Source organism: Bradyrhizobium prioriisuperbiae (assembly GCF_032397745.1).
GTDB classification, from domain to species: Bacteria; Pseudomonadota; Alphaproteobacteria; order Rhizobiales; family Xanthobacteraceae; genus Bradyrhizobium_A; species Bradyrhizobium_A prioriisuperbiae.
In genome coordinates this window covers 2,314,139-2,338,533 of sequence record NZ_CP135921.1, presented here as the reverse complement: position 1 = coordinate 2,338,533, position 24,395 = coordinate 2,314,139, and the positions used below count along the sequence as shown (strand labels likewise).

Here is a 24,395-nt window from a genome sequence, read left to right as displayed (position 1 = left end):
TTGCGCCGACGCACCCTCCCCACTCCGTCATTGCCGGGCTCAACCCGGCAATCCAGCTTTAGGTCAACATTCGCAGCTAATTTTGTGAAGGAAGCTGGATCCGCGGGTCAAGCCCGCGGATGACGCGGAGTGTGGAGCGACTACTTCCCCACCTGATACGGCCCGCCCTTTTCCAGCGCCCGCTGATACGCCGGCCGTGCATGAATGCGCGCAAGGAACGCCAGCGCCTTGGGATGCCCGCTCTCGAGGCCCGCGCGCGAAGATGCCGCTTCCAGCGGGAAACTCATCTGGATGTCGGCGGCGGTGAATTCGGGGCCCGCGAACCATTCGGACTTGGCGAGTTCGCCTTCCCAGAACGCCATGTGCTGCTTGAGCTGCGGATCGATCATGCTGGTCATCGCGCCGCTTGAGATCATTTTGGTGAATGGACGCATCAGCGCCGGCGCGCGTTTCGGCATCAGGTTGAAGATCAGCTTCAGCAGCAGCGGGAACATTGCCGAGCCCTCGGCATAGTGCAGCCAGTAGGTGTAGCGCAGACGTTCCGGCGTGTTCGGCGGCGGGATCAATCGCCCGTTGCCGTAGGCTTCAACGATGTAGGTGAGGATCGCGCCGGACTCCGCGATGGTGTTGCCGTTGTCGGTGATGACGGGCGATTTGCCGAGCGGATGGATGGCCCGCAATTCCTTCGGCGCCAGCATGTTGGGCTGGCGCTGGTAACGCACGATCTCGTAGGGCACGCCGAGCTCTTCCAGGAGCCACAGCACGCGCTGCGAACGTGAGTTGTTGAGGTGATGCACTGTCAGCATGGAGGCCCCCCGGCGTTGACGACTGAAATCGTTGGCTGAGTGGTAGCAGGCTCCCGGCGGCAAACGAAATGACGAGCAGGCACTCCGGTAATTTTACCCGGATCATATTGACATCATAATTTATCCGGGTATTATTAGCAGAGATCAGGATCGAGTTTTCCAATGAGCCAACCCATGTACATCGCTTTCCAGGGCGACCAGCGAATTGCCGAGGGCGACCTGCGTACGGTCGCCCGGCTGGTCAAACAGGCCGCCGACACCGCGGATGGCGCCATTCTGGTGTTCAACGCGCAGACCAGCCAGCCCATCGAAATCGACCTGCGCGGCAAAGTCGAGGACGTGCTCAGCCGGTTACCGTCGACGTCCTCAGCGGCGCCCGCCGACGCGGAAGAGCCAAGCGAAGCGCCGCGGCGCGGGCCCGGCCGTCCCAAGCTCGGCGTGGTCGCCCGCGAAATCACGCTGCTGCCGCGGCACTGGGACTGGCTGGCGATGCAGCCCGGCGGCGCTTCGGTCGCAATCCGCAAGCTGGTCGAGGACGCGCGCAAGGTCCACGGCGCGAGGGATCGCAAGCGCAGTGCACGCGAGGCGGCCTATCGCTTCGCGTCGGTGATGGCCGGCAATCGGCCGCACTATGAGGATGCCATCCGCGCGCTGTTCGCCGACGACCAGGCCCGGTTCGCGCAGTTGACAGACACCTGGCCGGTGGATGTGCGTGACCATGCCCGGCGTCTGTCCGACCAAGCCTTCAATGAGAGTTGACGGCGCGGTCTGAATTTCTGGCGGTGTGGCCTGTCGATGACAGCGTCAACCAACCGTTCGGAGTATCATCGATGACGAACGCCAAGAGTTTTGCGCCGCCATGCGCAGCAAACGCGAGGACTTTTCGATGGATCGCATTTTTCCGGGAGCACTGATCGGTACGATCAGCTGCAGGGAGATCTGAAGTCGAAGAGCTTTTCTCTGAAGAGATCGCTCAGGCCCGGCTTCACGCCGGGCCTTTTTGTTGGCGCGCCGGCTGTGACGGTCCGGACCAAATTCACGACACGCTCGGTTAACGCGCCAGGATTCGAAGGACGTAAGTCATGACCGCCTATCCCGTGCCTCTCTGGAGGACGTATCTCGCTTTTTTGCTGCCGATGATGCTGAGCAACATCCTGCAGGCGCTGTTCGGCACTCTCAACAACGTCTACCTGGGACAGATGATCGGGGTGAACGCGCTTGCCGCGGTATCGGTGTTCTTTCCGATCCTGTTCTTCCTGATCTCCTTCATCATCGGGCTCGGCGCGGGCTCCTCGATCCTGATCGGCCAGGCCTGGGGTGCCGGCTTGCGCGACAAGGTCAAGACCGTCGCCGGCACCGCGTTCAGCGTCGCACTGATCGGCGGCGTCCTGATTGCGATTTTTGGCGCCTTGTTCACGCCGCAGCTGATGACGCTGCTGGCGACGCCGCCGGATATCCTGGCGGAGGCGACAGCCTATGCCCGGATCATGATGGTCACGATGCCGGTGACGTTCGCCTTCATCCTGGCGACCAGCCTCACCCGCGGCGTCGGCGACACCGTGACGCCGCTGATTGCGCTTGGCGTCTCCACCATCATCGGGCTCGTGGTCACGCCCGCATTGATCCTCGGCTGGTTCGGCCTGCCACGGCTGGGCGTTTCCAGCGCCGCGGTCGCCTCGGTGGTCGCGTCCCTGGGCACGCTGATCTGGTACGGCTTCTATCTGCGCGCGAAAAACCACCCGCTGGCGCCGGACGCGGCGTTTCTGCAAGGCATGCGGATCGAAACGTCGCTGCTGCCGACCATCCTGCGGCTTGGCATCCCGACCGCCGTACAGATCGCCTCGATGGCATTGGCCGAGATCGTGCTGCTCGGCCTGGTCAATGGCTACGGGTCGGATGCGACGGCGGCTTATGGCGCGATCAACCAGGTGATCAGCTATGTGCAATTCCCGGCAATCTCGATCGCCATCACCGCTTCGATCTTTGCGGCGCAGGCGATCGGCCGCGGCGAGTTGGACCGGATCGATACCATCACCCGCACCGGCATCGTTCTCAATCTGATCCTCACCGGCGGCCTGGCGGTGCTGGGTTACGCGCTGTCGCGCATCATCATGGGCTTTTTCATCACCAGCCCGCCGGTGATCGATCTGGCGCAACGATCGCTGCATCTGGTGTTGTGGAGTTCGGTGGTGTTCGGCATGGCCGGCGTGTTTTCAGCCGTGATGCGCGCCAGCGGCACGGTGCTCGTGCCGACGGGACTGTCGATCTTCGCCATCGCGGCGATCGAGGTTCCCTCGGCGCAGATCCTGAGCCGGATCATCGGCCTCGACGGTGTGTGGATCGCCTATCCCATCACCTTCTGCGCCATGCTGGTGCTGCAGGCGAGCTTCTATCTGCTGATCTGGCGCAAGCGTCCGATCCAGCGGCTGGTGTAGGGAGAACGTATCATCCTCACTCCGTCATGCCCACGACAAGCGGGCATGACGGAGAAAGCCTACCGCTCCTGCAGCGCCAGCCGGAGGCCCAGCGCACAGTAGATCGTCCCGATCGCCTTGCCTTGCCAGCGCATCACGGCGGGGTGTCTGCGCAACAGGCCGCTCAGGCGGCCAGCGCAGACCGCGACCATGGTCGTGCTCATCAGCCCCATCAGCACGAACAGAACTCCGAGCACCACCAGTTGCAGGGACACCGCACCGTTCTCCGGATGGACGAACTGCGGCAGGAAAGCCAGGAAGAACATCGCCGATTTCGGGTTCAGCACCTCGATCAGGATAGCCTGACGCAGGGCCACCCGTGCCTCGATCACGGCGGACGCGATCAGCGCTGCCGCTGAGGATCGCTCCAGCATCGCCCTGATGCCGAGATACACCAGATAGGCCGCTCCGGCGTATTTGATGATGGTGAACAGAAGCGCCGAGGTCATCACCACCGCCGACAGCCCAATAACCACGGCCGCAGTGTGAATGAGATCGCCGATTGCAATGCCCAGGCAGGTTGCGAGTCCGGTCCGGACACCCGCGCCGGACGCACGGGCGAGCGTCAGCAACACCGCGGGGCCAGGAATTACGACAAAACCCGCCAGCACAATGAGGTATGTCAACAGCGTCGTTCGATCGATCATCGCCCCTCCCAGTCATCAGCAAAGGCCTTGATCCCTAGCACCGCATCCGGGTGGCCGACAGCCGCAATCCCGAGACGGGGTTGCCGCGGAAGAATGATTTGCTTTAATGCTGCCTGACGCGAGGCGGTTGTTCTGCGGATCAGGCCCGCCATAACACATGTGGAGTGAAACCATGGCCGCGGCCAATCCCCAGTTCCTGTTCGATTTCGGCAGCCCGAATGCCTATCTCAGCCATCTGGTGATTCCGCAGATCGAGCAGCGCACCGGGGTGAAGTTCGAGTACGTTCCGATCCTGCTCGGCGGCGTGTTCAAGATGACCAACAACCGCTCGCCGATGGAGGCCTTCGCCGGTGTCAAGAACAAGCTGGAATTCCACGCGGTGGAAACCCGCCGCTTCCTGACCCATTACGGCCTGAAACCCTACACCATGAATCCGTTCTTTCCGGTCAATACGCTGCTGCTGATGCGCGGCGCGGTCGCCGCGCAATTCGACGGCGTGCTCGATCGTTATGTCGAGGCCGCCTATCACCACATGTGGAACGAGCCGAAGAAGATGGATGATCTCGAGGTGGCGGTGAAAGCCATGACGGAGTCGGGCCTCGATGCCGCGAGACTGTTTACCCGCACCAAGGACGACGACGTCAAGAACCGGCTGATGGAGAATTCGCAGACCGCGGTCGCCCGCGGCGCTTTCGGCTCCCCGACATTCTTTGTCGGCGACGAGATGTTTTTCGGCAAGGAGCAGCTGCGCGACGTGGAGGAGCTGCTGGGGGCGGGGAAGGGCCGCTGATTTCGCCGGCCGATTTTTAGGCCTCCCTCACGGGCATCCGGACGCGATGCCTGAGCGCCGGCATGGAGCCGCGGATTAACGCTGCGATGCATCATGAACTTCGGATGCGGGGCACTAGTCCGCCTTTGATCGCGACGCCGTTTCACCCTCATCGAAGCCGACAGCCCGCGCACGGCAATTGCCGTCGACGGATCGAACCTGCTGATCAGGATCCTTGTTGATAGAAGAGGACCTTGTTCGCGGGAAGAAGTTGGTCGAAACAATCGAAGTCCCGAACATTTCGCGTGAGGACCGTCCAGCCGCGCTCAAGCGCCTGAAGATAGAGGCTGGCATCGTTCAACAGCAGCGGCCGCTCGGAGCGACCCATGCCGAGCAGGCGGGACACGAGGCCCGCCAGCATGCCGGCTTCGCCCATCGCCGCCTCAGATGGCGATGAGAGACGATGATCGGGCATGTCCTCGATCGCATGTCGGATCTCGCGCAACACGCCTTTAGTGCCGGCATGCGCCGGGTCCAGGCGGCCAAAGAGATGCGTCATCTCGCTGAGGCAGATCGTCGAGTGGTTGATGATCCGCACTTGGAGCAATTCATCCATCCTCGCTGGCGTGCGGCCCTGCAGGACGTCGATATAGACACAAGTGTCGAGCAGCAGCTCCGCTCCCGCCGCGACGGGTGATTGTACAGCAGGCAGCGCTTCAAATGGTCGCCGGCGGACTGCCTCCGCCATGCGCTGCGGCTTGATCCGCCGCAGTGCTCTGGCGAGATCAAAACTCAAGATCGACGTCTTGTGCGATCCGACCCTTGCGCCGGACGAGCTTCGTGCCGAAGTCGTCCTCGATCGCGACCTTCGCCAACGCGTATTCGAGCAACTCGGTATCGGAGGCGATACCCGACTTCTTCTTCGCTGCCGCCAACAGATCCCGGCGAATGCGGCCGCCGATGCGGCTGTTCTCGCCACCGAGCAAGCCAAGTTGGCGCGCTGTCTCCATGACAGCACGGCGCCGGAGGTTGTTCGGCTGCGCTGGCGTGGCGGGCGCGTCTGGGCGCGTCTTCAACATGGCGAGACTCCTTGTTGAACAAAATATAGATTTTGACCAACGATTGCAAGCGGTCGCGCTCGCAATCGGTCGGCGACGAGATGTTTTTCGGTAAGGAGCAGCTGTTCGAGGTGGAGGAGTTGCTCGCCGCGCAAAAGACGCACGACGGCCTACCGTTCTTCGGCTCGCTCTTGCGCCCGATCCCGCGCCGAGACCCGGCCGGCGATGAAGCGGGCCACGCTCGGGCCGGTCACCAGCACCAGAAACAGGCGCATGGTCTGCATTGCCATGACAAAGGGCATGTCGACCTTGCTCGACGCGGCAATGATGGCCACCGAATCCGCGCCGCCGGGGCTTGTCGCGAGATAGGCGGTCAGCGGATCGATGCCGGCGACGACAACGAGACACGCAGCCAGCAGGCCGCAGATCGCAATCAGCGCCAAGGTGGAGGCCAGCACGCGGGGCAACGCCCGCGCGACATGGACGAGAATCGGCCGGGTGAAGCGCAGCCCGATGCTCCAGCCGACCAGCGCATAGGCGATCGCGAGCAGCCAGGGTGGCAGCGTGATCGTGACCCATCCGAGATGCTGCAGAACCAGGCCCAGGATCAACGGCAACAGCAGCGCGCCCGCGGACAAACGCAGCACCCGCGCCAGCAACACCCCCGCCCCGATCACCAGCAGCGTCTCGAGCACCGGCAGCCACGCCACCGCCGGAAACCAGTCGATCTGCGGCCGCGCGTCGCCGGTGCTTCCCACCCAGAAGCGGGCGACGACGGAAGCAACCAGCGCGACGCAGACCACGCGCAGATACTGCATGAAGGCGACCAGACGAATGTCGGCGCCGTGCGCCTCGGCCATGATCATCATCGCGGTCGCGGCGCCGGGAGACGAGCCCCAGATCGCGGTGGTGCCGGGCAGCACGTGCCAGCGCGCCAACATCCAGCCGAGCGCGGCGGCCACCACCATCACCGACAGCACGCCTGCCACGAACAGCGGCCAGTCCCTGGCCATCTCGCCGGCAATGGACACGGGAACGCTGTGCGCCATCATCAGACCGATGATTCCCTGCGCGAACAGGAAGGACGGCGCCGGGATCTCGACCGGACCGGCCGTCACTGCGACGACAACCGCCGCAAGCAGCGGCCCGATCAGCAGTGCCGCGGGCAAGCCGGCGTATTCCAGGCCAACGGCGAGCAATGCCGACAAGACCAGCATGAGGCCCCATCGCGGCAAAATCGAATCGAAAAGGCGCTTCGCGACCGCCTCCATCAACGTCGCTCCCTCACGCCACCAGACCAATGTCGGCGGCCTGCACCACGCGGGCAATCCGGGGGAAGATCACGCCCACGGCCATGTCGTGGAGTTTGTGCGAGGTGCTGGCGCAGGCATTTTCGGCCAGCACGACCTCGTAGCCCAGTTCCCAGGCATGGCGCGCGGTCGATTCCACGCCGAAATTGGTGGCGATGCCGCCAAGCACAATGGTTCGGATGCCACGGCGGCGCAGCTGCAGATCGAGCTCCGTTCCCGTGAACGCGCCCCATTGCTTCTTGGTGATGACAATGTCCGAGGGATGCGCCAGATCGTCGACCAATTCGATCCAGTCGGCGGGCAGAGCGCCCGATGACACCGACATCGGCGCATCCACGCGCTGCCTGGGCGCGTCAGCGAAATCCTCCGCCCATGCCACCCGCACCAGAATCACCAGCGCCCCCGCCGCGCGAAAACGCTGCGCCAAGCCCTTGCCCTCGGCCAGCACCTCGGCCCCGGAGCGAGGCTCGAGCGGCCGGCCGATGATGCCTTTCTGCAGATCGATCAGGACAAGCGCGGTGGTGCGGGGATCGAGGTCGAGCATGGTGACGGTTCCTGCAAAGGATTCGTGAAGGGGATTCGTGAAAGCCGGATGACGTGATCTGAAGGGAATGATATGCGAGGACAGTCTCGCATATTGGATAGTTGAGGATGCCCTCGCAAAAGTCAATAACCCAGCCAGCCGCCGCCCTTGCACCAAAACGTGAACGCGGCCGCCAGCGCGTGGCCGCGATCCTGGATGCAGGCGCCGCGGTGTTTGCCGAGAAAGGTTTTGACGCGGCGACGATGACGGAGATCGCCGCACGGGCCGACACCGCCATCGGCTCGCTCTATCGCTTCTTCCCGACCAAGGAGGTGCTGGCCGACGCGCTGCTCACCCGCCATTGGGAAAGGCTGCGGGCCGCCCTCGACGATATCGAAGCGCGCGCAGCGCAGCTCTCGCCGGACCAGATCGCGGACGCCTTGATCGAGATGATGCAGGGACGGCTGCCGGAGCGGGACGCGGTGCTGGCGTTCGTGGAGAGCCGCAGCGATCGCGCCAACCTGCGATCGAAACTGCGCGGCGACATGCGCCGGCGCATCGCCGCGATCCTGACCGCGGCGTCACAACGACTGCCCCAGGCCAACGCCGAGACCAAGGCCATCGTTCTCCTGCACATGCTGAAGCTGGTGTCGCAGATCCCGCAGGAGAAGGCTTCGGTGCGGACCGCTTTGCTCCAGGAGACGCGCGAGGCGATTCGGCGCCAGGTCGCGAGCAGTCTGCTGGGCGTGCGCTCCGCCTGATCCAGCTTCACAAGGCGTTGCGCTTCACCGCACTCGCCCACTTCTTCGTCGGCGACGAACGTGGGGGTCGTTGAGACGGGTTGTTCCTGCACGCTGACCAGGCGCCCGGAGCGGCATACTCCGTGCATGGAGTCGGACCGCCACCTCATGGGGGCGTTTGGTCGCTTACCGTAGGAATTGACTCGATGACAATCACCCGCCGCACCGCCCTTGCCGCCGGCCTCGCCGCACCCTTCATGACGCGCATACCCGCCAAAGCCCAGGCGCCGAGCCGCAACGAGACGCTGCTGCTGGTACAGGAATACGGCCCCAACAGCCTCGACATGCAGGGCATTGGTTCGTCGCAGCCGATCAATGGCGTGGCACTGAACTGCTACGACCGGTTGATCCGCTTCAAGCCCGTGCCGTTGCCGGGCGGCGACGGCAGCACCTTCAACATGACCGACATCGAGCCGGAGCTGGCCGAGAGCTGGCAGATCGCGCCTGATGGCATGAGCATCACCTTCAAGCTGCGTGAGGCGAGATTCCATTCCGGCCGGCCGGTGACGGCCAAGGATGTGAAATGGTCGCTCGACCGGGCCATCGCGATCGGCGGGTTCGCCAGGACGCAAATGGCGGCGGGCTCGCTGGAGAAGCCGGAGCAGTTCGTCGTGGTCGATGACAAGACGTTCCGGATCGACTTCCTGCGCAAGGACAAACTGACCCTGCCGAACCTCGCGGTCACCATCCCGTTCGTGATCGACAGCGAGCTCGCGATCAGGAATGGCGGCGACGACCCGTGGGCCAAGGAATGGCTCAAGAACAATGTCGCGGGTTCGGGCGCGTTCAAGGTCGAGAGCTGGAAGCCCGGCAGCGAGACGATCTACGTGCGCAACGACGACTGGACATCCGGCAAGCTGCCGTCGCTGCGCCGGATCATCGCGCGCGAAATTCCCTCGCCCGCGACACGGCGGGCGCTGATCGAGCGTGGCGATGCCGATATCTCCTACGGCTTGCCGCCGAAAGACTTCAAGAATCTGCTCGACGCCGGCAAGCTCAAGGTCGTCGGCGTGCCGGTGCCGAACGCACTCTGGTATGTCGCGCTGAACGCCGCGACCGGACCATTCACCGACGTCCGTTTGCGCAAGGCCGTGGCCTGGGCGATGCCATACGAGAAAATCATGCAGGCGTCGCTGTTCGGGCGCGGCGTGGCGATGTGGGGCGGCCCCGCCAGGCCGACCTCCCTTTGGCCGCAGCCCTTCCCTTATGAATTCAATCCGGTCAAGGCCAGGGACTTGGTGGCGCAAGCCGCGCCCGGCGGCGTCAAGACCTCGCTGATCTTCGATTCCGGCGCGGCGACGATCGCGGAGCCGATGGCGGTGCTGCTCAAGGAGGCGCTGGCGGAGATCGGCATCGAGGTCGAGCTGTCGAAAATTCCGGGCGCGAATTTTCGCGGCGAGCTCAACAAGAAGATCCATCCGATGGCGATCAACCGCTTTGGCGGATGGCTCGACTTCCCGGACTACTACTTCTTCTGGAACTTCCACGGCAGCAATTCGATCTTCAACATCTCGAGCTACCAGAACCCGGCGATGGACAAGCTGATCGACGCGGCGCGCCTCAGCAACGATCCGGCCGAGTACAAGGCGAATGTCGAAGCTTTCGTGGCGCTGGCCGAAAGCGATATGCCGGTCATCCCGATCGTGCAGCCGCTGCATGACGTCGCGATGCAGAAGACCATCGGCGGCTACCAGTTCTGGCCCTCCCGCGAGCCGGACTTCCGCTATCTGACGAAGGGCTGAGCTGCCGTGGAGGAATGTTTGGGGACGGCGAAGGGCTCGGTTGAGCCGAGGCGCTCGCTGCTTAAACGCTTCGCTCCACACGCGGTGTCATCGCCCGGCCGAAGGACCGCAAGTCGGATGTTTCCGACTTGCGGCATAAAAGAACGCAACTCGGCATAGCCGAGTTGCTAGTACCCCCTTTTCTTGGAACGTGAGTCGCGATTCAAGGTCAGGATGATTCTGCTAGCAAGAGAAGCCCCTTCTTCCGCAGAGGATCGCGTATCACTCAGCTCTGATTCCGGGTACTAGGGCGATCCAGTATCCGGCAGCGCGTGTAATGAGGATGAAGAGGTGGCAAAGCCCTCGTGGCCACCGCGTCTGGCCCCGGAGTTCCAGCAATTGACCGTGCCGCTTACTGGGTCCCCCGGTCGAGCCGGGGGACGACACTGAGAGGATGAAACGCCTTGCCACCCACTCGTTGTGCTCGCACGTGTCGCGGAAGCGCCTACTTCGGCTTCCGCGGAAACAGCTGGTCGCGGATGTAGCGCGAGGTCGGTGTCAGGCGGACGGCGCGCGGCTTTTGCCACACGGCGCGATCGATTTCCTTCTTGTCGCCGATGGTCAGCCTGCCCTTGGCATTCTTCGCAATGAAGATGGCATCGCTCATCCTCCGGCCCGAGAGCTTGTTCTTGGTCTTGATCTCTTTCCAGAGGCTGAGGCGGCCGAGCTTGAGTCCCGGCAGCTCCTCGCGGATTTCACGCCGCACGCAATCCTTCTCGGATTCCTGCGCCCGTCTGCGCCCACCGGGGAACATCCAGAGTCCATCGGCGCAACGCCTCACCAGAAGAATCTTGCCGCGCTTGGCGGCAACGAGCTTAGACGACTTCGCCATTCCGATACTGATTCCCGCTTTCGTCCGCTTTAGCGCCACGCGTCGCGGCGAAACAGACCTGATGAATCTACTGGTACCCGCCGCGCAGCGCCTACACCACGGTCACCGCGAGGTTGGCCTTGCGAAACGCCGCCAACAGCGATGCCGGCGGCTTGCCGTCGGTAATGAGGTGCGCGAGATCCTCGGGCGGCGACAACCGCGCCACCGCGCGGCGGGAGAACTTGGTGGCATCGCCGACCGCAATGGCCTTGGTGGCGCGGCGCAACGCCGCACGCTTGACGGCGATCTTGTCGAGATCGAAGTCCATCAGCGCGCCGTCGTCATCGAAGCCGGAATAGCCGAGAAACGCGCAATCGAAATGGATGTCGGAGATCGCCGCGATGGTGGCGGCGCCGACCAGCGATCCGTCCGGACCGCGCAATGTGCCGCCGAACACATGCAACTCGATGTCGTCGTGTCCCGCGAGAATCATCGCCGCGGCGAGGCTCGACGTGAACACCCGCAGGCCGTTGCGATGGCGCAGTCTGCGCGCCACCGCCTCCACGGTGGTGCCGACATCAAGAAACACCGAGGCGCCGTCGGGCACGAGATCAACGGCGGCGCTGGCGATCCGCGCCTTGCCTTCGGCCGAGCGACCATGCTTCTCGGCATAACCAAGCCGGACCGTGGAATCGCGCAAGCCCGCGCCGCCATGGAAGCGCTGCAGGAAACGCCCCTGGTCGAGCTGGATGATGTCGCGGCGGATCGACTGCGCCGAGACCTCGAAATGCTGGGCCAGGGCATCGATGGTGGCAAAGCCCTTTTCGCCAACGATCTGGATGATTTGGCGCTGCCGCAGCGTGATCCCGTCGAATATTCCGTTCACGCCGGCCATGCGGCTTTCCCTTTGATGTTTCCCCTTCATGTAAGATATCTTACATACCCGTGGATGGGTGGGACATCAAGACGGCAAGTCTAGCCCGGAGAGTTGGAGGGGACGTGACGACGGCATTGCAATGGTTTCCCGCGGCAAAGACGCTGGTGAAGAACGGGGATATCTTCGATCCCGTCACATTGTCCTGGCGCGCAGGCCCGGGTCCCGCTGGAACGGGCGAAACGATCACCGCGATTGAGGCGCTGGCCCGCCTTGCGGCGGACAGCCGGCTGAGGCGGGTTCCGATCGGCGTGATCGGGCCGCGCGAAGCCACCGCGGCGCAGTGCGACCTCGCGGAGGAGCTGGGCCTCGAGCTCGCGCGTTATGGCCTGCAAATGCTGTGCGGCGGCAAGACCGGCGTGATGGAGGCGGCCTGCCGCGGCCATGCCGCGGGCGGTGGATTGCCGATCGGCCTGCTGCCGGACGAGGAATGGCAGGGCGCCAATGCCTATGTGGCGATCCCGATCGCCACCGGCATCGGCCCGGCCCGCAACGCCATCATCGCCCGCTGCTGCGTGGCACTGGTGGCAATCGGCGGCAGCGTCGGCACGCTGTCGGAAATGGCCCTGGGACTGCAGTTCAACCGGCTGGTGCTGGCGTTGGCCGACGCGCCGCAGGTCGATAATGTGCCGCGACTGAAGACCGTCGACGAAGCGCTGGCACGAATTGCGGATCGGTTGATTCTGGGTTTGTAAATTTTCTTACATTTTGTCACCGTTCCATCATGAAACGCCGCTAAGCGCGTGACGACACTTTAAGACGACGTTCGGTTTGGGGGAGCGCCGGTTGCCGTTCATCACCATCGCGTACCTGATTTTCCTGGCAGCGCCGGTGCTGCTGCTGGGGCTGGGCTCGTTCGGCGAAAGCTGGAGCAACACCCTGCTCCCCACTGGCTTCACCACCCGCTGGTTTGTCGAGGTGGCAACCGATCCCAGTTTCCGCCGGGCTTTCACCACCAGTCTCCAGATCGTGGTCACCACCTGTGTGCTGAACATCCTGATCGGCCTGCCGCTGGCCTATGCGATCCAGGCCGGCGCTCGCGGCGGCGTGCGGATCGCCGCGCGCCTCGTGACGTTCCTGCCGGTGACTGTGCCCGAGCTCGTGCTGGCGTTCGGCTTCATCCTGGTGTTTTCGTCGGACGCGTTGCCCTGGCTTGGCAGTTTCTGGCTGCTCGCCGCCGGACACCTGGTGCTGACATTGCCCTATACGGTGACCGCGCTGATCGCCGATATGGACCAGCTCGGCCTGGACGATTACGAGCATGCCGCGGCAACGCTGGGCGCATCGTTCATCGCCCGTTTTCGCGATGTGACGCTGCCGCTACTCGGCACCAGTCTTCTCTCGTCGACACTGACGGTCGCGGCGTTGTCGATCGGCGAATTCCAATTGTCCAACCTGGTGTCGGGGTTCCTCTCCCGCACTTATCCGGTGGTGCTGCTGCAGGCGTTCTACGGCGCGACAGGGTTTGCCTGCGCGGCCACCATCGTGCTGCTGACACTGGCGATCATCGCCTCGCTCGCCAGCAGCATCACTGCGCAGGTTGCCGGCGCCAGCAAGGGAAAGGCCCTCGCATGACCCTGCGTTATGAGAATGTGAGCTACACCTATCCCGGCACGACCACCGGCGTGTTCGACATCTCGCTGGAGATCGGCCGCGGCGAATTGCTCGCCATCATCGGCGCATCGGGCTCCGGCAAGTCGACCGTGCTGAAACTTCTGGCCGGCTTCGTCAAGCCGACATCGGGGCGGGTGCTGATCGACGGCCAGGATGTCAGCGCGGAATTGCCGGAGACGCGGCGGCTCGGCGTCGTGTTCCAGAATTATGCGCTGTTTCCACACATGCGTCTCTGGGAGAACGTCTCCTATCCGCTGAAGGTGCGCGGGCTGTCCAAACAGGAACGGCGCAGTCGCGCCGAAACGATGCTGCAGCGGGTCGGCATGGGCCATCGCACGGACGATTTTCCGTCCGCGCTGTCCGGCGGCCAGCAGCAGCGGGTGGCGCTGGCCCGCGCGCTGGTATTCGAACCACGTGGCCTCTTGCTCGACGAGCCGCTGTCGGCGCTCGACGCCGGACTGCGACTGGAGATGCGCGACGAAATCCTGCGGGTGCAGCGCTCCGCCGGCATCGCCACTTTGCTCGTCACCCACGACCAGGAAGAAGCGCTGTCGATCGCCGACAAGGTGGCTGTGATGCGCGACGGCCGCCTGCTGCAGGTCGGCACGCCGCGCGAGCTCTATGAGACACCGGTCAACGCCGACGTCGCCGCCTTTGTCGGACAGTCCAATCTCTGGCCCGGCAAGATCGCCGGCACGGGCCTGGTCGATACCGCGCTGGGGCCGCTCGCTTGCGAAACCGGCGGCCGATCCAAGGGAGAACCTGTCACCGTGTTCGTCCGGCCCGAACGTGTGGAGCCGCTGGCCACGGTGCACTCGCATGCGGTCGGCCGTTTCAGCGGTACCGTGACCGCCGATCGTTATCTCGGCCCGATCCGCCGCATCGATCTCAGTGTCAGCGGCGGGCTGATCCGTGTCGAAACCCATCTGCGCGAGCCGGTCACGGCTGTGACGATTCCACCCGATGCGATCCGGCTGCTGCCGGCCACCTGATCATATGAGTGCAAACTGGAGGGAGATTTGCCAATGACCACAACAGTGACCCGACGTCGATTGCTCCGCACCGCGACTGCAGCCGCCATGCTGTTGTCAGCCGGATCCGCTTTGGCCTTCGAAGGCGCTGAACTCTATCCCGGCGAACAGGCGCTGTTCGACGCGGCCAAGAAGGAAGGCCTCGTGGTGTCGTTCGACACCGGCCCGACCTGGGCGAACTGGGCGGCGCAGTTCAAGGCGTTCCAGAAGCGTTATCCCGGTGTCGAGATGGTTTACAACGACCTGGGATCGGCGGCGACCGTTGTTGCCCTCGACAAGGCGCGCAACCGGCCGCAGGCCGACACCGCCTATTATTTCGCGGCTTCCGCGCTCGATGCCGCCAAGGCGGGCGTGGTTACCGATTTCAAACCGGTCAACCTGGAGAAGCTGCCCGAGCCGCTGCGCCATCCAGGCGGGCAGTGGTTCACCATCCACACCCTCAACATCGCCTTCCTGGTCAACACCAAGCTGGTCAAGAACGTGCCGCAGAGCTGGGCTGATCTTTTGAAGCCGGAATACAAGAGTTCGATCGTCTATCTCGATCCGCGCTCCACCGGCCAGGGCCAGGTGGTGGCGTTCGGCGCCGCATTCGGCAATGGCGGCAGCATGGACGACATCGCGCCCGGCATCGATTATCTCGGCAAGCTGACCAAGGCCGGCAACGTGCTGCGCACGGTCGGCACCACGCCCTATGCCCAATTCCTCAAGGGCGAGATCCCGATCTGGATCGGTTACGAGAATGACGGCCTGAAAGCGCGCTATGTCGACGGCATGGGCGACAGCATCGCCGTGGTGATTCCGCAGGAGGCGTCGGCCGCGGCGCCCTACGCGATCTCGCTGGTGAAGAACGGCCCGAACCCGAACGCCGGCAAGCTCTGGCTTAACTTCATCATGACCGATGAGGGCCAGAAGATCTTTGCCGAAGGTTTTGTGCGCCCATCGGTGCCCGGTGTTGCCCTGCCGGCCTCCGTCGCCGACAAGATGCCGGCCGCGCCGCAGATCCGCCCGATCGATATCGCCAAGGCGGTGGCGAAGAAGGGTGAGATCGATACGGGCTGGGCGAAGGCCGTGCTCGGGCAGTGAGGTATTCAGGTCAAAGCGTTGCGTTGACGGATGGCGCCCTCCCTCTCCCCGCCTGCGGCTCTCGTATGCACACATCTTGCCAGATGATTTGATCACTGATTCCGTGGGTTGTTCGATGATTCACGGAGCGTTCGATGTCTGGACTGGAATTTGGCCTGGGGCGGTTCGGCGACCTGCGGCTGGAAAAAGGGGGGCGCGTTTGCACGCGGCGCTGGTCGACCGACCGGGGTCGTGCATCCGCCGGCTGGGCGGGACGCGGGCCGGCGAGATGCAGTTTACGCGCTTTCTTCGCAATGGGTCGGTGACGGCGACAGCGATGGCTGAGCACGCGGCGGAGCGGACGGCGGCGCGAGTTGCAGGGCGCGATGTTTTGGTCGTGCAGGATACGAGCGAGCTTGCGTTGGGAGGTCGTCGTGCCAAGGCCAATGGCTACGGTCCGGTGGGAAAAGGCGGGGCGCTGCGTGGGCTGTTGCTGCACGCGGTTTTAGCGGTGGATGCCGGTACCGGTGCGGTGTTGGGCCTCGTCGATGCGCCGGTGAGGAACCGCAGCGGCGGCAAGGTCAAATCCCGCCGATCGCGGACGACGGCGCAGAAGGAATCGCAGCGCTGGCTCGATGGGACGGCGCGTGCCGGTGCGGTGCTGGCAGCGGCGCGGAGCATCACTGGCGTATCGGATCGGGAAAGCGACATCTACGAGCACTTCGTGCAATGTCCGGCCAACATGCATCTGATCGTGCGGGCGTGCCAGAATCGACGGATTGAAGCCGACGATGAGGAGCAGACGAGGCTGCTGTTCGCGCACGTTGACAGCCTGCCCGAACAAGGCCGCTTTAGCGTTGAAATCCCGGCGGCTCCGGGACGGGCGGCGCGCACGGGCGAACTGGCTGTCCGCTTTGGCCGCGTCGAGTTGCGCAGGCCGCTGCATGGCGCCTCTGATCTGCCGCCCGCGACCACGGTGAGCGTTGTCGATGTCCGCGAAACCTCGGCAACTGAGGGCGAAAAGCCGATCCATTGGCGGTTGCTGACGACGCACACGGTCAGGAGCCTTGCCGATGCGCAAAGGATCGTCGGCCTCTATCGGATGCGCTGGGTCATTGAAGAATACTTCCACACCATCAAGACCGCAGGCTTCAGCATCGAACAGGCCGATATCGCCGACCCCGAAGTCATGATCAAGCTGGTCGCGGCCATCGCCATCGCGGCAGTCACGGTGATGCAACTTGTCAAAGCTCGCGACGGTACCACCGATCAAAGCCTGCTCGAGGCCTTCGAACCAGCCGATCAACCAATCCTGGAGGCCGTCTCGGCCCGCCTGGAAGGCAAAACCGCACGCCAACAGAACCCGCATCCGAAGGGATCGCTCGCCTTCGCCGCATGGGTCATCGCTCGTCTCGGCGGCTGGACCGGTTACTATGATAAACCTGGTCCAAAAACCATGCGTCGGGGTCTCGACGACTTCCAGCGCATCAAATACGGCACCACCTTGAGGCTCCAAGATGTGTGAATCGGAGAGCCGCCTGCGGGGAGAGGGCTGGGGTGAGGGGCTGCTCGAGACACAGAGCTCGCGGTGACGCCCCCTCACCCGCCGCGCAAGTGCGCGTCGACCTCTCCCCGCACGCGGGGCGAGGTGAGCCGCGGGCGCGGAGAGTCCGCGTCAACCCAACTGCATCGTGCTTCACCCCATGAGCACCCGCGTTCCCCGATCGATCCTGACTGCGTTCGCCCTGCCGGGCATCGCCGTGCTTGGGCTGTTCTTCCTGCTGCCGGTCAGCGCCGTGCTGATCGGTGCCTTCGCCGACGGCGGTGCGGCATTCGGTCGTCTCAGCGCCGATCGCATCTTCTGGAACGGACTGCGCGGCACGCTGGTGCTCGGCACCGTGGCGCCGTTGTTCTCGCTGGTGATCGGCTTCTGCGTCGCGCTGACCCTGTCGCGCGTCGCACCTCATCTGCGCACCGCGGCGCTGATCGCGATCTCGTTGCCGCTGACATTCTCGGGACTGATCGTCGCCTATGGCTTCATCCTGCTGCTGGGGCGCGCGGGCTTCGTCACACTTCTCCTGGCCAAGCTCGGCTTCGATCCGACCGTGATCGGCGCCTTCATCTTCTCCCCGATCGGGCTCGGGCTTGCGTATTCCTATTACCTGGTGCCGCGTGTGGTGCTGATCGTGCTGCCGGCCATCACCAATTTCGACCGCACCCAACTGATCGCCGCTCGCTCGCTGGGCGCCAATGCCTTCCGCTCAGTGGTGGAAATCATGCTGCCGCAGATCCTGCCAAGTCTGGTGGCCGCTTTCTGCCTGACCTCGGCGGTGGCGGTCGGCGCCTACGGCACGGCTCTCGCGCTGGTCGGCACCCAGGTGAACATCCTGCCGCTGGTGCTCTACAGCAAGATTTCCGAAACCGGCACCGATCTTCCCGCGGCCTCCGCCGCGTCCCTGGTACTGGTCGCGATCTGCGCCCTGGTGGTCTCGCTGGGCGAGACGGTGCGGCCGAAGGGCAAGCGGCGGGGGTAGTCCTCGTTTTCTACGAGAAGAATTTCGCCAGCTCATCCGCAACACGCTGCGGCGTGCCGACGTCGTCGGCTGCTAGATGACCGGCGCCCGCAAGTTCGACACGGCGGCAATGCGGCAGCACGGTTGCAAGCGCATCGAGCGCCGGCGGCAGATAGGCGATGCTGCGATCACCGCCGAGCAGCAGCACGTCGGCCTGGATGGCCTTGAAGCGCATCAGCGTGCCCGCCATCTCCCTGACCAGCAGACCATCGAAATGCACTGTGGGAATCAGCGTCTGCAACGACGGCGCCTCCGCGCTGCCCTGCTTCGCACCGGCGCGAACCGCAAATCCCATCATTGCGGCGATGATCCATCGCGGCAACCGGGTGAACAGCTCGCGGTCGCCCGTTCCTTTGAGGGCACAAGCCATCGCGCCACCGAGATTCCCGGCGGCGAGTTGCTTTTCATAAGGCGGCACCCAATCCAGCGCCGGCGACGACGCACCGTCAAGGACCAGCGGCGGTTCATACAGCGCGATCCTGCGGATGGCGGGCAATGTCAACGCCGCCTGCAGCGTGATCAGGGCGCCTGAGCTCAGGGCGAAGACATCGCGCGCACCGGTAGCAGCCAGCAGCGCATCGAGATCCTCGACCTCTTTCGCCATGGCGTAGCCGTCACCATGCGGGCCGCTCAGGCCGCGACCGCGGCGATCGGGGATGATGACAGTGAACGCATCGCAAAGCGCGGTACCGAGCTTCATGAAGCTTGCCGATGACTGCATGGCGCCATGGACCAGAACAAGACCCGGCCCACGGCCCATCTGCCGGTAGCCGATCTGACAGCCGTCTTTGGAGACGACGACGCCGGTGTCATAGGATCCCGGAATTGTCGTGCATCCCCTGTTCGCGCGGCCGGCAATCGTTGCGTTGGTCGCACCGATCTAGCACAACTGCTCACCTCACGCGTGACTGTCCTGTTCTAGGCGGCGGGCGTAATGGCGACCCATTCCGCCCTTCCGGACACCACCAATACGCCCCGCTGACGTTCGGCTGACGCCGGGCTGACATCCACGCGCATGCTCGTTTGCCACGATATCGGCGCGCCGGAAGAGGAGCCGTGCATCATGTCCGACCGAAGCGAAGCCCGCCGCAGCTATCTGAACTGGTCGCGAAAAATCAAAGACATGCTCCGGCGGGAGCGGCCAGCAGACTGCCTTGGCCTGCTCTCACCCCCGGAAGTGGAGTATGGAGCCGACAGCATCATCGTTGTCACCTACCGTCCTTTTCCTCTGTGGCTCTATCGATTCGACCCATCCCTGATCCGGAATCTCGACGTCAACATTTGGAGTTACCGGAGCCAGAGAGATCGGCACATCAGAGGCGTTTTCTTCCAACTCGATCAAATCCTGAAACGGCAGGCCGGCACAGCGTTGCTGCGGGAAATCATTGCGGCCGATTCCACGGTCAAGATTTTCCCATACTGGAATTTCGGCAAGACGCCTTACAGAAACAAAAACCCTATCTTTCCGCAATGGGGGCCTAATGCAACCGCAGGCGCGACCCGCAGCGGCACCGCGGTGATCGAGTACACCGCGTCGATGTGGGGTCCGGTGACCTATGATCCGGCGACGCACCTCGTCACCGGCACTTCCGGCAAGACGGGAGTGGGAGTCGGGGCCGATGAGGTGCTGTTTCACGAACTGGTTCACGCCTCCCGTGCCATGAGAGGGGTGCGCGACTTCGATGACCCGCCTGCAATGGATGAAGGATACGGCGATGAGGAGGAGTTTATCGCCGTCGTGCTGAGTAACATCTACCTCGCCGAGAAAGGATCGCGGCAGCTTCGCGCCAATCACCAGGCCTTCACACCCCTGCTAAATCCAGAAACGTTTCTCAACAGAGGCCGCCATATGCGCGTTCTGGAGAGATTTCGGAGTGAACAGCGAGACTTTTTCAACCGCCTGCGCGATATCCCGGCCACGGTCGCGTGGTGGAATCCGATCAGGGAGGGCTGGCCCCCGCCGCTGCAGCCCGCTCCGCGTGGAGGCGATGGTCCGCGTGGGGGTCAGGGTCCGCATCCGAGGCCATAGAGTTCGGCAGCCACTTCATTCGCACAACAGCGTCGGCTGCCGGAAATCATTGACGATCCAGCGGCCGTCAATCGAACGCGCGTAAAGCGTATAAAAGCACTCGCGGCTTTCCACATGACCGGGCGTGGTGGTGGCCTGATAACGTTCGCCATGGCGAGTGTCCCGCACCTCCACACGGGTCTGTCCCGGCACAACTGACGTCTGCACCTGCCGCCACTGAAAGGCGCGGCGGCCGTCGTCCAATGCGAAGGAATTGACCGGCGGCCCGTAGTCGGCGATCGCCGATTCAATCGGCTGTCCGACATAGGACTTCATGACTTGCGAGGCGCAGCCGGCGACCACAAGACACGCCAGAGCCGAAAGCAGCGCGCCGAAACGCGCCGCATTGATCCGGGACGACATCACTTCAAACTCCTGATTTCAGATGCAAGATGAGTGGGAGGGCTCTGGAGCGGGCGTTTCGATGTGGCGTGGCAGCGCGAAGCGGAAACACGCGCCGCCCTCCGGCCTGTCGACCACGCTGATGCGTCCCTGATGCCGCTTGGCGATTTCGCGCACCAGGTTGAGGCCGAGCCCGGCGCCGGTGGTGCGCGGGTGCAGCCGATAGAACGGCTCGAAGATCCGCGCGTGCTCTTCGAGCGGGACGCCCGCGCCTTCGTCGCGCACCTCGACCGCGGCTGATCCGTCCACCGCAACGGTGATGACGCCCTTGCGCCCGCCATGCTCGATGGCGTTCTGGATCAGATTCGTCAGCGCCTGTTCCAGCGAGATCCGGTCGCCGGGCACCCAGATGCTGGCCTGCTCCGGCTCGAACGCGAGATCATAACCGGCGCCGATCGCCAGCGGCGCCATGTCCTCGACCACATGCCGGGCCAGCGCCACGAGGTCGAGCGGGGTGAGCGCATCGAGGTGGTCGAGGCGCTGCAGATCGAGCAATTGTTCGGCGAGCAAGGCAAGGCGCGCCACGTCCTCGATCAGGCGGGTGCGCTCGGGACTGGGCGGCAGCAGCTCAAGCCGCGTCTGCAGGATGGTGATCGGCGTGCGCAGCTCATGGGCCGCGTCGGCCATGAACCGGCTGCGGCGGTCGTACCCCTCATCGAGGCGATCAAGCGCGCGATTGACCGCCTGCACCAGCGGCACCACCTCCGTCGGCACCCGACCGATCGGCAGGCGAACGGCAAGACGATCGATATCGATCAAGCTCGCATGATCGGCGGTTTCGACCAGCCCGCCCAACGCCCGCCGCACCACGATTGGCGTGGCGATCATCGTGGCCGCGCCCATGATGAAAAACACGGGCAAGATGCCGCTGACCACGAACACGAGCGCCAGCGCCGCCAGGATCCGCAGCCATGTCTCCAGGCCGCCGGCGTTTTCGGCCACCTCCAGCCGCACATCCAGATCCAGGCCGACGGTTTTGGCGCGCTGCCGGCGCTCGCCGGTGCCGGCAAGGATCTGCACCAGGCCGGCGTCGGTGGTCAGCCGCTTGAGAGAAGCCGTCGGGCTCGAACTGCCGAGGCCCCAACTGACCGTGGCCCGGTCGGCCGCAGCGAGCGGACCGCCGAAGTCTCCCCTGAATTCAGGAGGGACGTCGCCGGATGACGCCATCACGCCGGCCTGATCGCGCACCACGACCCAAAGCGTCGGACGGACGAGGCGGAGCTTGGCCAAATCAGGCGTGTCGCGAAACGCCAATGCGCCGGCTGCATCGCGAAACACCGCGCCGCGGACGGCATCGACAATGGCGGCGTCGTCCTCCACCTCGTTGAGGCTCAGCACCACGATGATCAGGGTGAGCAGCAGCACGAACACCACTGCCTGCAGCGCCAGGAGGTTGCGCACCAGCCTCCAGTGCAGCGAGCCCGGCCGTTTGCCGGTCTTGTCGCTCCTGGTGCTCATGGCAGCTGCCGCAACAGATAACCGATGCCGCGCACGCTGCGGATCTCCACTGCGGCGCCGGCCTCGGTGAGCTTGCGGCGCAGCCGCGACACATGCGGATCGATCGCGTTCGGCTGGATTTCTTCCTGGAAACCGTACACCGCCTCTTCCAGCACCGACCGCGAGACCGTTCGCCCGCCGCGCCGAATCAGCGTTTCCAGCACCAGCAGTTCGCGCCGCGACAGATGCACCGGACTGTTGGCCACACTCGCCGCGCGATGGTGCAGATTGAAGGTGAGGGTGCCGAACCGGACCTCGTTCACGCCAAGGCCTGCGGCCCGGCGCAGCACGGTGCGCAACCGCGCCAGCAACTCCTCCAGCGCAAACGGCTTGGTCAGATAATCGTCCGCCCCGCAATTCAGCCCCTCGATACGATCCGGCAGGTCGCGGCGCGCGGTGAGCACGATCACCGGGATGGCCACGCCCAGGGACCGAAGCCGGGGCACCAGTGTCAGGCCGTCCCCGTCCGGCAGCCGCCGATCGAGAATGATGGCGTCGTGAACGCCGCGCCGCGCGGCCTCCTCCGCGTCGGCCAACAGCACGACATGGTCGACCACGATGTCCTGGCGCTCCAATGCCGTTCGCAGCAAGGACGCGATCTCCGGTTCATCCTCGACGACCAGAATCCGCATCAACGACATTCCATATGAGACTGCACGGGTGGACGACTTTCACGACGGGACGGCGGCCGGGCGACGGGCCCGGCAACCCCAGCCTCTCGTTTGTCCCGGGGGGGGGCCGAACGCGAGCGACCGCCGCACTCTCGTTGCCTTCAATTGCAGCAATCTTGCGAAACGGAACTTTTTTGGTGACTGGCCGGACAATCGGCCGCAGGGCGCTGGCCGCCCCCGTCCCGGCCTTCGAACCACTGGGCATGGCCGAAAGACCAAAACATACGGACATTGTCGCGCGAGGCGCAGGCGCGCCCCCAGCTTCGCGGCTAAGAAAGGTCGACGATGGGTGGCACTCCTCTCGATGGGCTGCACATGCGCCCGCCCGAAGACGGCGGCATCGTCGGGACGATGCGCAACCTGACCAAGATCTTCAAACGGCTGGACGATGCAGCCGGCGTCGTGATGGATTTCACCCGCGGCGGCCGGGACATTCTCGACATATTGGGCGACATCTACCGCGCCGCGGATGTGCCGGGCCCGGCTGAAGGCAACGCCACCAACCTGGTCGGTGACCAACTGCATCCGCTGCGCGACCGCGACGCCCGGCGGCCGCAGCCTACCGTCGGCGGCGGCCTGAAAAAACCGAGCCTGAAACTGCGCCTGAAAGACACGACGCTCTCGCCCGATTTCAGCACCCTGACTTTGTTCGGCGAAGCCAAGGCGACGCTCGAGCTCGCCACCGATTATCCCTCGCAGTTCGACAGCCCCACCGAGATCGCGCTTAAAGTCACCAGCACCAGCATCAGCCCGTCGCAGATCGGCGTGGTGGGAAGCGCGAGCGTCTTCAAGGTGCTGCGCAGCGACTTCAAGCTGCGGCTGCATTACGACAACCGCCAGCTGATCGACACCGTCGTGCGTTTCGCCAAGCGGCGCGGCCTGAGCCGGGGCGACGTCGAACAGCTGCTGCAAAGCGTGAGCTTCGATGCATCAGCCACCGTCAAGCTGGGCCTGCCGATCTCGTTCATCAAGCTGAGCGCAAGCTCGATCCTGCCGCTGCGCCGCCCGGTGATCGGGGCGACCGAAGAGCTGCTGCCGATCCAGCTGGCGGCGCTGCCGGACCGCGAGATGTTCATCGGCGGCGCGCAGGTGATTCCAAAGGGCGTGTTCTTCGACGTCCCCGTGCCGGCACTGGGCCTGCACTATTCCCGTTACGGACGCAGCGCGGGTGTGTCCGGCACCATTGCCGGGCTGGCGAAACCCGACATGTCCAATCTCGGCCAGGTGCAGTATTTCGGCTATCTCGACCTGCGTTACGCCAAACGCGTGACCAGTGCAGTCGATCTCGATGTCGGCATCACCTACACCTATTCGCCAAGCGCCGCGACCGGCGCCAACGACGAGCAGAAGGTGGGCACGCTGCACGACCGCGAGAGTTATCTGGCAGCCATTGCGGAACGCGATGCCTACAAGCAGGCCGCCAGCAAATCCTGGCAACCCACCACCCGCGACAACACCCCGCCCGGCGCCGACAGGTCGGGACATAATTTCATGTTCACGATCCGCGGCACGTTCGATGCGCTGGGTGGGGGGAGATAAGGGTGGCGGGATAAGCTTCCAAGAA

Annotated in this window: 25 protein-coding genes; 13 read left to right on the top strand and 12 right to left on the bottom strand. The window is 64.3% G+C overall.

From position 1 onward, the window contains the following. Positions 1-140: 140 nt before the first annotated feature. Positions 141-806, bottom strand: a complete 666-nt coding sequence (locus RS897_RS10980) for a glutathione S-transferase family protein (RefSeq protein ID WP_315836583.1) — start codon at positions 804-806, stop codon at positions 141-143. Positions 807-968: 162 nt separating this feature from the next. Between RS897_RS10980 and RS897_RS10975 the strand changes: the two genes are divergently transcribed. Together RS897_RS10975 and RS897_RS10970 are read left to right on the top strand one after the other, a co-directional pair. Further along, a complete protein-coding gene (locus RS897_RS10975; RefSeq protein WP_315836582.1) occupies positions 969-1,565 on the top strand; it encodes a DUF2239 family protein in 597 nt (198 codons plus the stop codon). Between the two features lie 323 nt (positions 1,566-1,888). Next, a complete protein-coding gene (locus RS897_RS10970) occupies positions 1,889-3,241 on the top strand; it encodes an MATE family efflux transporter (protein ID WP_315836581.1) in 1,353 nt (450 codons plus the stop codon). 59 nt (positions 3,242-3,300) lie between these two features. Here the strand turns inward: RS897_RS10970 and RS897_RS10965 are convergent, their stop codons facing one another. Then, positions 3,301-3,927: a LysE family translocator gene (locus tag RS897_RS10965; protein ID WP_315836580.1), complete on the bottom strand. Its 627-nt coding sequence runs from the start codon at positions 3,925-3,927 to the stop codon at positions 3,301-3,303. Positions 3,928-4,099: 172 nt separating this feature from the next. Here RS897_RS10965 and RS897_RS10960 point away from each other — a divergent pair, with 172 nt between their 5' ends. Further along, positions 4,100-4,717 (top strand): 2-hydroxychromene-2-carboxylate isomerase, encoded by a 618-nt coding sequence (locus RS897_RS10960; protein WP_315836579.1) that lies wholly within the window; start codon positions 4,100-4,102, stop codon positions 4,715-4,717. Positions 4,718-4,922: 205 nt separating this feature from the next. Here the strand turns inward: RS897_RS10960 and RS897_RS10955 are convergent, their stop codons facing one another. The 4 genes from RS897_RS10955 to RS897_RS10940 all read right to left on the bottom strand — a co-directional run bounded on the left by RS897_RS10955 (position 4,923) and on the right by RS897_RS10940 (position 7,608). Next, complete coding sequence (locus RS897_RS10955) at positions 4,923-5,492, bottom strand: type II toxin-antitoxin system VapC family toxin (RefSeq protein ID WP_315836578.1); 570 nt, start codon at positions 5,490-5,492, stop codon at positions 4,923-4,925. Further along, positions 5,482-5,775 (bottom strand): hypothetical protein, encoded by a 294-nt coding sequence (locus tag RS897_RS10950; RefSeq protein ID WP_315836577.1) that lies wholly within the window; start codon positions 5,773-5,775, stop codon positions 5,482-5,484. Before RS897_RS10950 ends, RS897_RS10955 begins: the two co-directional genes overlap by 11 nt. A gap of 149 nt (positions 5,776-5,924) precedes the next feature. Then, complete coding sequence (locus RS897_RS10945) at positions 5,925-6,971, bottom strand: AbrB family transcriptional regulator (RefSeq protein ID WP_315836576.1); 1,047 nt, start codon at positions 6,969-6,971, stop codon at positions 5,925-5,927. A gap of 67 nt (positions 6,972-7,038) precedes the next feature. Further along, positions 7,039-7,608 carry a hydrolase gene (locus RS897_RS10940; protein WP_315836575.1) on the bottom strand — a complete coding sequence of 190 codons (570 nt, stop codon included), beginning with the start codon at positions 7,606-7,608 and terminating at the stop codon, positions 7,039-7,041. Positions 7,609-7,715: 107 nt separating this feature from the next. Here RS897_RS10940 and RS897_RS10935 point away from each other — a divergent pair, with 107 nt between their 5' ends. Continuing rightward, complete coding sequence (locus tag RS897_RS10935; protein WP_315836574.1) at positions 7,716-8,348, top strand: TetR/AcrR family transcriptional regulator; 633 nt, start codon at positions 7,716-7,718, stop codon at positions 8,346-8,348. A gap of 185 nt (positions 8,349-8,533) precedes the next feature. Continuing rightward, complete coding sequence (locus tag RS897_RS10930; RefSeq protein WP_407654462.1) at positions 8,534-10,129, top strand: ABC transporter substrate-binding protein; 1,596 nt, start codon at positions 8,534-8,536, stop codon at positions 10,127-10,129. A gap of 484 nt (positions 10,130-10,613) precedes the next feature. On the opposite strand, the gene RS897_RS10925 is transcribed toward RS897_RS10930, so the two are convergent. Together RS897_RS10925 and RS897_RS10920 are read right to left on the bottom strand one after the other, a co-directional pair. Further along, on the bottom strand, positions 10,614-11,000 hold the full coding sequence (locus tag RS897_RS10925) for an NUDIX hydrolase (RefSeq protein ID WP_315836573.1): 387 nt from the start codon (positions 10,998-11,000) through the stop codon (positions 10,614-10,616). A gap of 91 nt (positions 11,001-11,091) precedes the next feature. Continuing rightward, positions 11,092-11,874 (bottom strand): DeoR/GlpR family DNA-binding transcription regulator, encoded by a 783-nt coding sequence (locus tag RS897_RS10920; protein WP_315836572.1) that lies wholly within the window; start codon positions 11,872-11,874, stop codon positions 11,092-11,094. 104 nt (positions 11,875-11,978) lie between these two features. Here RS897_RS10920 and RS897_RS10915 point away from each other — a divergent pair, with 104 nt between their 5' ends. From RS897_RS10915 to RS897_RS10890, 6 genes are all read left to right on the top strand, one after another. Further along, the gene (locus RS897_RS10915; RefSeq protein ID WP_315836571.1) at positions 11,979-12,608 is read left to right on the top strand and encodes a TIGR00725 family protein; all 630 of its coding nucleotides are present in this window, start codon (positions 11,979-11,981) and stop codon (positions 12,606-12,608) included. 91 nt (positions 12,609-12,699) lie between these two features. Further along, complete coding sequence (locus RS897_RS10910) at positions 12,700-13,488, top strand: ABC transporter permease (protein ID WP_315836570.1); 789 nt, start codon at positions 12,700-12,702, stop codon at positions 13,486-13,488. Then, positions 13,485-14,519, top strand: a complete 1,035-nt coding sequence (locus RS897_RS10905) for an ABC transporter ATP-binding protein (protein ID WP_315836569.1) — start codon at positions 13,485-13,487, stop codon at positions 14,517-14,519. Before RS897_RS10910 ends, RS897_RS10905 begins: the two co-directional genes overlap by 4 nt. Before the next feature lie 33 nt (positions 14,520-14,552). After that, positions 14,553-15,641: an extracellular solute-binding protein gene (locus RS897_RS10900; RefSeq protein WP_315836568.1), complete on the top strand. Its 1,089-nt coding sequence runs from the start codon at positions 14,553-14,555 to the stop codon at positions 15,639-15,641. A gap of 199 nt (positions 15,642-15,840) precedes the next feature. Then, on the top strand, positions 15,841-17,145 hold the full coding sequence (locus tag RS897_RS10895; protein WP_315830777.1) for an IS4 family transposase: 1,305 nt from the start codon (positions 15,841-15,843) through the stop codon (positions 17,143-17,145). 178 nt (positions 17,146-17,323) lie between these two features. After that, a complete protein-coding gene (locus RS897_RS10890; RefSeq protein WP_315836567.1) occupies positions 17,324-18,154 on the top strand; it encodes an ABC transporter permease in 831 nt (276 codons plus the stop codon). Positions 18,155-18,164: 10 nt separating this feature from the next. Here RS897_RS10890 and RS897_RS10885 read toward each other — a convergent pair whose 3' ends face one another. After that, a complete protein-coding gene (locus tag RS897_RS10885; protein ID WP_315836566.1) occupies positions 18,165-18,953 on the bottom strand; it encodes an alpha/beta fold hydrolase in 789 nt (262 codons plus the stop codon). A gap of 303 nt (positions 18,954-19,256) precedes the next feature. Here RS897_RS10885 and RS897_RS10880 point away from each other — a divergent pair, with 303 nt between their 5' ends. Then, positions 19,257-20,222: a type III secretion system effector protein gene (locus RS897_RS10880; protein WP_315836565.1), complete on the top strand. Its 966-nt coding sequence runs from the start codon at positions 19,257-19,259 to the stop codon at positions 20,220-20,222. A 15-nt stretch (positions 20,223-20,237) separates the two neighbouring features. On the opposite strand, the gene RS897_RS10875 is transcribed toward RS897_RS10880, so the two are convergent. From RS897_RS10875 to RS897_RS10865, 3 genes are read right to left on the bottom strand one after another with little or no spacing between them, the layout of a single operon-like run. Continuing rightward, positions 20,238-20,624 carry a hypothetical protein gene (locus RS897_RS10875; protein WP_315836564.1) on the bottom strand — a complete coding sequence of 129 codons (387 nt, stop codon included), beginning with the start codon at positions 20,622-20,624 and terminating at the stop codon, positions 20,238-20,240. Between the two features lie 18 nt (positions 20,625-20,642). Continuing rightward, positions 20,643-22,121 carry a sensor histidine kinase gene (locus tag RS897_RS10870; RefSeq protein WP_315836563.1) on the bottom strand — a complete coding sequence of 493 codons (1,479 nt, stop codon included), beginning with the start codon at positions 22,119-22,121 and terminating at the stop codon, positions 20,643-20,645. After that, positions 22,118-22,792, bottom strand: a complete 675-nt coding sequence (locus tag RS897_RS10865; protein WP_315836562.1) for a response regulator transcription factor — start codon at positions 22,790-22,792, stop codon at positions 22,118-22,120. The genes RS897_RS10870 and RS897_RS10865 overlap by 4 nt, the downstream gene beginning before the upstream one ends. 324 nt (positions 22,793-23,116) lie before the next feature. On the opposite strand from RS897_RS10865, the gene RS897_RS10860 reads away from it, so the two are divergent. Continuing rightward, complete coding sequence (locus tag RS897_RS10860; RefSeq protein ID WP_315836561.1) at positions 23,117-24,370, top strand: hypothetical protein; 1,254 nt, start codon at positions 23,117-23,119, stop codon at positions 24,368-24,370. Positions 24,371-24,395 lie beyond the last annotated feature (25 nt).

Excerpts from the sequence above, each read along its gene's own strand:
- RS897_RS10925 (WP_315836573.1), bottom strand. The coding sequence starts at position 11,000 with ATGGCGAAGTCGTCTAAGCTCGTTGCCGCCAAGCGCGGCAAGATTCTT.
- RS897_RS10920 (WP_315836572.1), bottom strand. The coding sequence starts at position 11,874 with ATGGCCGGCGTGAACGGAATATTCGACGGGATCACGCTGCGGCAGCGC.
- RS897_RS10870 (WP_315836563.1), bottom strand. The coding sequence starts at position 22,121 with ATGAGCACCAGGAGCGACAAGACCGGCAAACGGCCGGGCTCGCTGCAC.
- RS897_RS10960 (WP_315836579.1), top strand. The coding sequence starts at position 4,100 with ATGGCCGCGGCCAATCCCCAGTTCCTGTTCGATTTCGGCAGCCCGAAT.
- RS897_RS10930 (WP_407654462.1), top strand. The coding sequence starts at position 8,534 with ATGACAATCACCCGCCGCACCGCCCTTGCCGCCGGCCTCGCCGCACCC.
- RS897_RS10975 (WP_315836582.1), top strand. The coding sequence starts at position 969 with ATGAGCCAACCCATGTACATCGCTTTCCAGGGCGACCAGCGAATTGCC.
- RS897_RS10980 (WP_315836583.1), bottom strand. The coding sequence starts at position 806 with ATGCTGACAGTGCATCACCTCAACAACTCACGTTCGCAGCGCGTGCTG.
- RS897_RS10865 (WP_315836562.1), bottom strand. The coding sequence starts at position 22,792 with ATGCGGATTCTGGTCGTCGAGGATGAACCGGAGATCGCGTCCTTGCTG.
- RS897_RS10970 (WP_315836581.1), top strand. The coding sequence starts at position 1,889 with ATGACCGCCTATCCCGTGCCTCTCTGGAGGACGTATCTCGCTTTTTTG.
- RS897_RS10860 (WP_315836561.1), top strand. The coding sequence starts at position 23,117 with ATGGGTGGCACTCCTCTCGATGGGCTGCACATGCGCCCGCCCGAAGAC.
- RS897_RS10965 (WP_315836580.1), bottom strand. The coding sequence starts at position 3,927 with ATGATCGATCGAACGACGCTGTTGACATACCTCATTGTGCTGGCGGGT.
- RS897_RS10875 (WP_315836564.1), bottom strand. The coding sequence starts at position 20,624 with ATGTCGTCCCGGATCAATGCGGCGCGTTTCGGCGCGCTGCTTTCGGCT.
- RS897_RS10940 (WP_315836575.1), bottom strand. The coding sequence starts at position 7,608 with ATGCTCGACCTCGATCCCCGCACCACCGCGCTTGTCCTGATCGATCTG.
- RS897_RS10945 (WP_315836576.1), bottom strand. The coding sequence starts at position 6,971 with ATGCTGGTCTTGTCGGCATTGCTCGCCGTTGGCCTGGAATACGCCGGC.
- RS897_RS10950 (WP_315836577.1), bottom strand. The coding sequence starts at position 5,775 with ATGTTGAAGACGCGCCCAGACGCGCCCGCCACGCCAGCGCAGCCGAAC.
- RS897_RS10885 (WP_315836566.1), bottom strand. The coding sequence starts at position 18,953 with ATGGGCCGTGGGCCGGGTCTTGTTCTGGTCCATGGCGCCATGCAGTCA.
- RS897_RS10880 (WP_315836565.1), top strand. The coding sequence starts at position 19,257 with ATGTCCGACCGAAGCGAAGCCCGCCGCAGCTATCTGAACTGGTCGCGA.
- RS897_RS10905 (WP_315836569.1), top strand. The coding sequence starts at position 13,485 with ATGACCCTGCGTTATGAGAATGTGAGCTACACCTATCCCGGCACGACC.
- RS897_RS10935 (WP_315836574.1), top strand. The coding sequence starts at position 7,716 with ATGCCCTCGCAAAAGTCAATAACCCAGCCAGCCGCCGCCCTTGCACCA.
- RS897_RS10900 (WP_315836568.1), top strand. The coding sequence starts at position 14,553 with ATGACCACAACAGTGACCCGACGTCGATTGCTCCGCACCGCGACTGCA.
- RS897_RS10890 (WP_315836567.1), top strand. The coding sequence starts at position 17,324 with ATGAGCACCCGCGTTCCCCGATCGATCCTGACTGCGTTCGCCCTGCCG.